Source organism: Pseudorhodobacter sp. E13 (genome assembly GCF_003991405.1).
Taxonomy (GTDB): Bacteria; Pseudomonadota; Alphaproteobacteria; order Rhodobacterales; family Rhodobacteraceae; genus Pseudorhodobacter.
Genome location: NZ_RPEN01000047.1, coordinates 1 through 245, shown reverse-complemented (window position 1 = coordinate 245; position 245 = coordinate 1). Strand labels below are relative to the sequence as shown.

General features: G+C 62.0%; 1 protein-coding gene. It reads right to left on the bottom strand.

Annotated features, from left to right (window positions below; all coding sequences use genetic code 11):
* The coding region (locus EGN72_RS19005) for a hypothetical protein (RefSeq protein ID WP_199743670.1) at nucleotides 1–245 on the bottom strand (245 nt) is incomplete at both ends.

Sequence of the window (245 nt, the reverse complement as noted above, 5' to 3'; positions counted from 1 at the left end):
GGACCGGCCAGATTGATCTTCGGGTTGCTGATATGCGCGCGCAACATTGCCAGCGCCGCTCTCGATGCGGGCGGTTCGGGCATATCGGCCACGGACTTGATAGAGGAAGGCGCGGGCAGGATGAACGGGACGCCCGCCGTTTGCCCGGTGATGGCGCGGACGTCTGTTTCCACATCGGCTTGCCACTGGTTCAGTTCCGCCTGATAGGTTGTGCTGGCGGCATCGCTTTCACCGTGTTTGACCAA